Genomic DNA, 5206 nt, shown 5'->3' with positions numbered 1-5206 from the left:
GACGAAAATCGATCCTACGCGCGTCGACGACGTGGTGTTCGCGCAAGGCTACGGCAATGGTGAAGCGCCGTGCATTGCGCACTGGTCATGGCTTGCCGCCGGTTTGCCGCTCGAAGTACCCGGCTACCAACTCGACCGCCGCTGCGGCTCGGGCCTACAGGCAATCGTCAACGCGGCGATGATGGTCCAGACCGGCGCGTCGGACGTTGTTGTCGCGGGCGGCGTCGAATCGATGTCGAACGTCGAGCATTACTCGGTCGATGTGCGCAAGGGCGTGCGCGCGGGCAACCTGGTGCTGCACGATCGGCTGACGCGCGGCCGCGTGATGTCGCAACCGGTCGAACGCTTCGGCGTGATCTCGGGCATGATCGAAACCGCCGAGAACCTCGCGAAAGACTACGGCATCAGCCGCGAAGCCTGCGACGCTTACGCCGCGCGCAGTCACCAGCGCGCCGCCGCCGCGTGGGACAAGGGCCTGTTCGCCGACGAACTGGTGCCGGTGCCGGTGCCGCAGAAGAAGGGTGATCCGCTGATCTTCGATCACGACGAAGGCTACCGCGCCGATGCCACCGCGGAATCGCTCGGCAAACTGCGCCCATTGGAAGGCGGCGTGGTCACGGCGGGCAACGCCAGCCAGCAGAACGACGCGGGCGCGGCTTGCCTTGTGGTTGCCGAGGACAAGCTCGCAGAACTGGGGCTCGAACCGATCGCCTGGTTCCATTCCTGGGCGGCGGCGGGCTGCGATCCCTCGCGCATGGGCATCGGCCCGGTGCCAGCGACCGAGCGGCTGTTCGCGCGGACCGGGCTGGGTTGGGGCGATATCGATCTGGTCGAATTGAACGAGGCCTTCGCGCCGCAAGTGCTCGCGGTGCTCAAGGGCTGGGGCTGGAGCGAGGACGATTCGCGCCACGACATCCTCAACGTCAACGGCTCGGGCATCTCGCTCGGCCACCCGATCGGCGCGACCGGCGGGCGCATCCTCGCCAACCTGACCCGCGAACTGCACCGGCGCGGCGGGCGTTACGGCCTCGAAACAATGTGCATCGGCGGCGGACAGGGCATCGCGGCGGTGTTCGAGCGGGCGTGAATTACGCGACCTACCTCGCGGCAGCGCAAACCTATCGCGATGCCGCACGCGCAGCACTGATCGAACGACTTGCGACGCGCAAGATCGATGAGGAACAGCGCGCAGCGCACGGATTTGCCTGGGTCGCGACCAGCGTGGCCGCGCTCGAAGCGGTGGCGGCGTGGTGCGATGCGGGCGGAGGGGCTAACCCGCTCGATGCGCTGGTCACCCGGCTGGCCTTCGCCGAAACGCTGGCGCAACTGTTCGGCGGCTTGCCGATGGGCCAAAATGAAATCGTTCGCCCGGCGGACCTTGGTCTGGGCGCAGAAGCGCGGACATTGGCCGATGCTTGCGCCGACCTGCTCGAAGCCGATCACGCCCCTACCCGCACCGCGCTCGCCGCCGCACTGGTCGAGGGCGAATGGCCGTCCGAGACCTTCCACGACTCAGAACTCGACGCTATCCGCGACCAGTTCCGCCGCTTTACCGAAGCCGAAATCCTGCCGCACGCGCATCAATGGCACCTCGCCAACGCGCTGATCCCCGATGCGACGGTGCGCGCGATGGCCGATCTCGGCACGTTTGGGGTGTGCATTCCCGAAGGCTACGGCGGGCTCGGCTTGTCCAAGCTGGTGATGTGCGTGGTGACCGAGGAATTGTCGCGTGGCTGGATCGGCGCGGGCTCGCTCGGCACCCGATCGGAAATCGCCGGCGAACTGATCGCGGGCAGTGGCACCGAGGCGCAGAAGGCCGACTGGCTGCCGCGTATCGCCAGCGGCGAAGTGCTGCCGACCGCGGTGTTCACCGAGCCCGATGTCGGTTCAGACCTGGCCAGTCTGGCGACCCGCGCACTGCGCAGCGATAACGGCACCTGGGCGATCGACGGCGCGAAAACATGGATCACCCACGCAGCGCGGTCAGACTTGATGACGCTGCTGTGCCGCACGCTGCCCGATGAAAAGGGCCATCGCGGCTTGTCGATGCTGCTCGTGCCCAAGCCGCGCGGCACCGAGACCGATCCGTTCCCGGCCGAAGGCATGAGCGGTAGCGAGATCGAGGTGCTCGGCTATCGCGGGATGCGCGAATATGCGTTGCAGTTCGATGCGATGGCCGCACCCGCCGATGCGGTGCTCGGCGACGAGGAAGGCCAGGGCTTCCGGCAACTGATGCGCACGTTCGAAGGCGCGCGCATCCAGACCGCCGCGCGCGCAGTAGGTGTTGCGCGGCGCGCGCTCGAACTGGCGCGCGATTATGCCGTCAGCCGCAAGCAGTTCGGCAAGGCGATCGCCGGGTTCCCGCGCGTGGCCGACAAGCTGGCGATGAGCCTGGTCGACATGATCCTTTCGCGCGAACTGACCTACGCCGCAGCCCGCGCGAAGGACACCGGCAAGCGCTGCGACATCGAGGCGGGCATGGCCAAGCTGCTCGCCGCGCGCACCGCCTGGTCGAACGCCGATGCCGCGTTGCAAGTCCACGGCGGCAACGGCTATGCGCTCGAATACGAGATCAGCCGCGTGCTGTGCGATGCGCGCATCCTCAACATTTTCGAGGGCGCCGCCGAAATCCAGGCGCAGGTCATCGCGCGCGGACTGATCGAAGGGCGCAACTGATGGGGCAATCGGCCAGCAACTGCGATGCCTGGATCGGCTGCGAGGAGCGCCGCCACGATCGGGTGGACGCTGGCCTTGTCGCACGCTGGTGCGCCACGCTCGATCGTGATGCGTGCGCCGATGGCACGGTGCCGCAAGGACTGCACTGGTGGCTTTGCCCGCCCGATGCGGCGACAGCGCAGCTTGGCCCGGACGGTCACCCGCTGCGCGACGAGAACCCGATAGTTTCCTGCCCCCGGTGCCCCTGTCGCGTCGGATGTGGGCATCGAGCAAGGTGGCGTTCGTCCGTCCGATCGCGCTAAACGAAACTATCGAGCGTGTCTCTGGGGTGCTTTCGATCACCGAGAAGCAACCCGGCTGGGACGCACACCGCGCGATCAGCCCGGGCGAGCCGCTGCTGTTTCGCTTTTCGGCGCTGACCTTCAACAGCCATCGCATGCACTACGATCTGGCTTATTCCGCCCGCGTGGAAGGGTATCGTGAACTGGTCGTCCACGGCCCGTTGATCGCGACTTTGCTGCTCCGCCTTGCCGCGCAGCAGTTGGGCGACAACTGCCTCAAGATGTTCGATTTTTGCGGCGTTTCACCGGCGATATGTGGAGAAATGCTGCAACTGGTCATGCACAGTAATTCGGGCGTGGTCGAACTTTCCGCCTATGCTTCCGATGGGCGCGAAGTGATGCATGGCGGCGGCTCGATCTAGTCGGTCGAAACCCGTCCGCGCCCGGCCTTGACCGCGCTGCGTATTTTCTTGCCTTCGAGCCGCTTGACCTTGCCCACGCGGTTGAGCCGGGATTTGGCGCGCTTCTGCGGCAGCGTTTGCGCCTCCACCAGCAGTTCGGCCAGCCGTTCGCGCGCATCGGCACGGTTGGCTTCCTGCGTGCGGAAACGCCGCGCCGCAATCACGATCTCGCCACGCGCGGTCATCCGGCTTCCCGACAGCGTCTTGACCCGCGCGTAGACTTCGGAGCTGAGCCCGAGTGCAAACACGTTCAGACGTAACTGCACTGCGGTCGCAACCTTGTTGACATTGTAAAGACCTCCCCCGTTATTCTCGAACCTTACCGCGTCCAGCCTTGATCGCCGATCTCCGCACTTTGGCATCAACCCGACGCACCTTCGAGCCCTTGGTGGGCTTTGTGGCGCGCCTTCGTTTCGGAACGATGGTGGCTTCAATAATCAAATCAATCAGGCGCTGACGGACCTCCTGACGGTTGATCAGTTGGGATCGTGCGCCCTCGCTGCGAAGCACGAGAACGCCTTGGTTGGTCATCCTTGTTCCAGCGATGATTGAAAGCCGTTGCTTTACCGCGTCGGGCAGATTCGGTGAGTTGGCCACATCGAAGCGGAGCATCACCGCGCTGTCTGTCGTATTCACATGCTGCCCGCCCGGGCCAGTCGAGCGTGTAAAAGACTCTTCAAGTTCGGTGCTGTCGATCGCGATGGATCGGGTTATTTGGATCGCAACCATGAGCCGATGATAGCGCGTTAGCCTTCATCCAACCATCGTCTCTATGCCCCCGTTTTGGGGGCAATGAGCGAGGCAGCGATTTTGATATCGAACGCGGCATAACCCACTTCGCCATCGTCGGTTCGGTAGATTTCGGTGGTCAAGGGGTCTATCGGCAGAATGAGGCAATGCGGCTCCCGGGCGAGGCGGCAGATTTCGAGCCGGACTGGTGGTTGATCCCCAACAGTGATCGTCAAGGCGACGGTCTCGTTGATGACATACAGGCGCGCGGTGGGTGCGATCGGGCAAGGCTCTTTCATAGCCCGAGCGCTCGGCACAACGGACAGGTGGTCGGGGCGTCGTCGCGGTAGGAGTCGATGCCATCCTGCTCAAGATCGGCTTCAAAGGCCCGCAGGGCATCCTCGTCGGTTTCGTATGCCTCGGTCCAGTGGATCGAGGTGCCGGTCTGGTTGACGACGATAAACGACCAAGCCGTGTCGGCCACGCGCCGGTAAATCTGCACATCGACCGACGATCCGTCGCGCGAGACCGTGCGGGAGAGCGGCGATGTCTCGGTGATGACACGCAGGCGTTCAGGGTCGGCGATCTGGGAAGGCTCTTTCATCGCGCGAGCCTCTCATGGATCGGTGATACGTCCAGTTTTTTCACCAGTCTGATTTTGAGATTTTTGCTGCAACACCAAGCGTTCAGATGGGCTTGGTGAAGGCTCCCAGTCCTCCCGCATCAGCGGCTCGCCCGAACGTTCCGTTGCGTGGCACTACCATCCCGGGGTTAGTGGCCGTTACGTGATCAATGGTATTTTCCAGCCCGGCGACGATCCGATCAAGCTCCTCATTCTCCGGCTCACCCTCCATTTTCTGTCGGATAGTCGTGATCGCTCCATCGAGCAGCGCCATGCCAACATCGGCTACAGGCAAGCTGGACTTGTAACGGTTTCGTGCCGGTCACCTATCTCATTATGCCACCTTGGCCTCGAATGCGAGCGGGCTGATCCCGGCCAGATATGAGTGACGCCGCCGCGTGTTGTAGAACCCGTTGATGTACTGGAAGATCGCTGCC

General features: G+C 64.1%; 9 protein-coding genes. 3 read left to right on the top strand and 6 right to left on the bottom strand.

Annotated features, from left to right (window positions below):
• From Q0R16_RS00260 to Q0R16_RS00250, 3 genes are all read left to right on the top strand, one after another.
• Positions 1 to 1087 (top strand): acetyl-CoA C-acetyltransferase (locus Q0R16_RS00260; protein ID WP_295630596.1); only part of this gene is annotated, 1087 nt, incomplete at its 5' end.
• The gene (locus Q0R16_RS00255; protein WP_295630593.1) at positions 1084 to 2676 is read left to right on the top strand and encodes an acyl-CoA dehydrogenase family protein; all 1593 of its coding nucleotides are present in this window, start codon (positions 1084 to 1086) and stop codon (positions 2674 to 2676) included. The genes Q0R16_RS00260 and Q0R16_RS00255, both read left to right, overlap by 4 nt.
• A 238-nt stretch (positions 2677 to 2914) precedes the next feature.
• The gene (locus Q0R16_RS00250; protein ID WP_366857041.1) at positions 2915 to 3379 is read left to right on the top strand and encodes a hypothetical protein; all 465 of its coding nucleotides are present in this window, start codon (positions 2915 to 2917) and stop codon (positions 3377 to 3379) included.
• On the opposite strand, the gene arfB (Q0R16_RS00245) is transcribed toward Q0R16_RS00250, so the two are convergent.
• From arfB (Q0R16_RS00245) to Q0R16_RS19515, 6 genes are all read right to left on the bottom strand, one after another.
• On the bottom strand, positions 3376 to 3780 hold the full coding sequence (gene arfB / locus Q0R16_RS00245) for an alternative ribosome rescue aminoacyl-tRNA hydrolase ArfB (RefSeq protein ID WP_295630590.1): 405 nt from the start codon (positions 3778 to 3780) through the stop codon (positions 3376 to 3378). The genes Q0R16_RS00250 and arfB (Q0R16_RS00245) overlap by 4 nt on opposite strands.
• Entirely contained in the window at positions 3725 to 4147 is a 423-nt protein-coding gene (gene arfB, locus Q0R16_RS00240; protein ID WP_295630587.1) for an alternative ribosome rescue aminoacyl-tRNA hydrolase ArfB, read from the bottom strand. Before arfB (Q0R16_RS00240) ends, arfB (Q0R16_RS00245) begins: the two co-directional genes overlap by 56 nt.
• Before the next feature lie 41 nt (positions 4148 to 4188).
• A complete protein-coding gene (locus tag Q0R16_RS00235) occupies positions 4189 to 4446 on the bottom strand; it encodes a hypothetical protein (protein WP_295630584.1) in 258 nt (85 codons plus the stop codon).
• Complete coding sequence (locus Q0R16_RS00230; protein ID WP_295630581.1) at positions 4443 to 4751, bottom strand: hypothetical protein; 309 nt, start codon at positions 4749 to 4751, stop codon at positions 4443 to 4445. The genes Q0R16_RS00235 and Q0R16_RS00230 overlap by 4 nt, the downstream gene beginning before the upstream one ends.
• A gap of 82 nt (positions 4752 to 4833) precedes the next feature.
• A complete protein-coding gene (locus Q0R16_RS00225; RefSeq protein WP_295630578.1) occupies positions 4834 to 5043 on the bottom strand; it encodes a hypothetical protein in 210 nt (69 codons plus the stop codon).
• 60 nt (positions 5044 to 5103) lie between these two features.
• Positions 5104 to 5206 (bottom strand): IS3 family transposase (locus Q0R16_RS19515; RefSeq protein ID WP_366857042.1); only part of this gene is annotated, 103 nt, incomplete at its 5' end.

This window comes from Novosphingobium sp., from assembly GCF_025351285.1.
GTDB lineage: Bacteria > Pseudomonadota > Alphaproteobacteria > Sphingomonadales > Sphingomonadaceae > Novosphingobium.
Note: the sequence above shows the minus strand (reverse complement) of the source record. Positions and strands in the feature narration are given on the sequence as shown.

What these genes read in the sequence shown, in the direction of transcription:
- Q0R16_RS00225 (WP_295630578.1), bottom strand. Translation starts at nt 5,043, where the DNA reads ATGGCGCTGCTCGATGGAGCGATCACGACTATCCGACAGAAAATGGAG.
- arfB (WP_295630587.1), bottom strand. Translation starts at nt 4,147, where the DNA reads ATGGTTGCGATCCAAATAACCCGATCCATCGCGATCGACAGCACCGAA.
- Q0R16_RS00230 (WP_295630581.1), bottom strand. Translation starts at nt 4,751, where the DNA reads ATGAAAGAGCCTTCCCAGATCGCCGACCCTGAACGCCTGCGTGTCATC.
- arfB (WP_295630590.1), bottom strand. Translation starts at nt 3,780, where the DNA reads ATGCCAAAGTGCGGAGATCGGCGATCAAGGCTGGACGCGGTAAGGTTC.
- Q0R16_RS00235 (WP_295630584.1), bottom strand. Translation starts at nt 4,446, where the DNA reads ATGAAAGAGCCTTGCCCGATCGCACCCACCGCGCGCCTGTATGTCATC.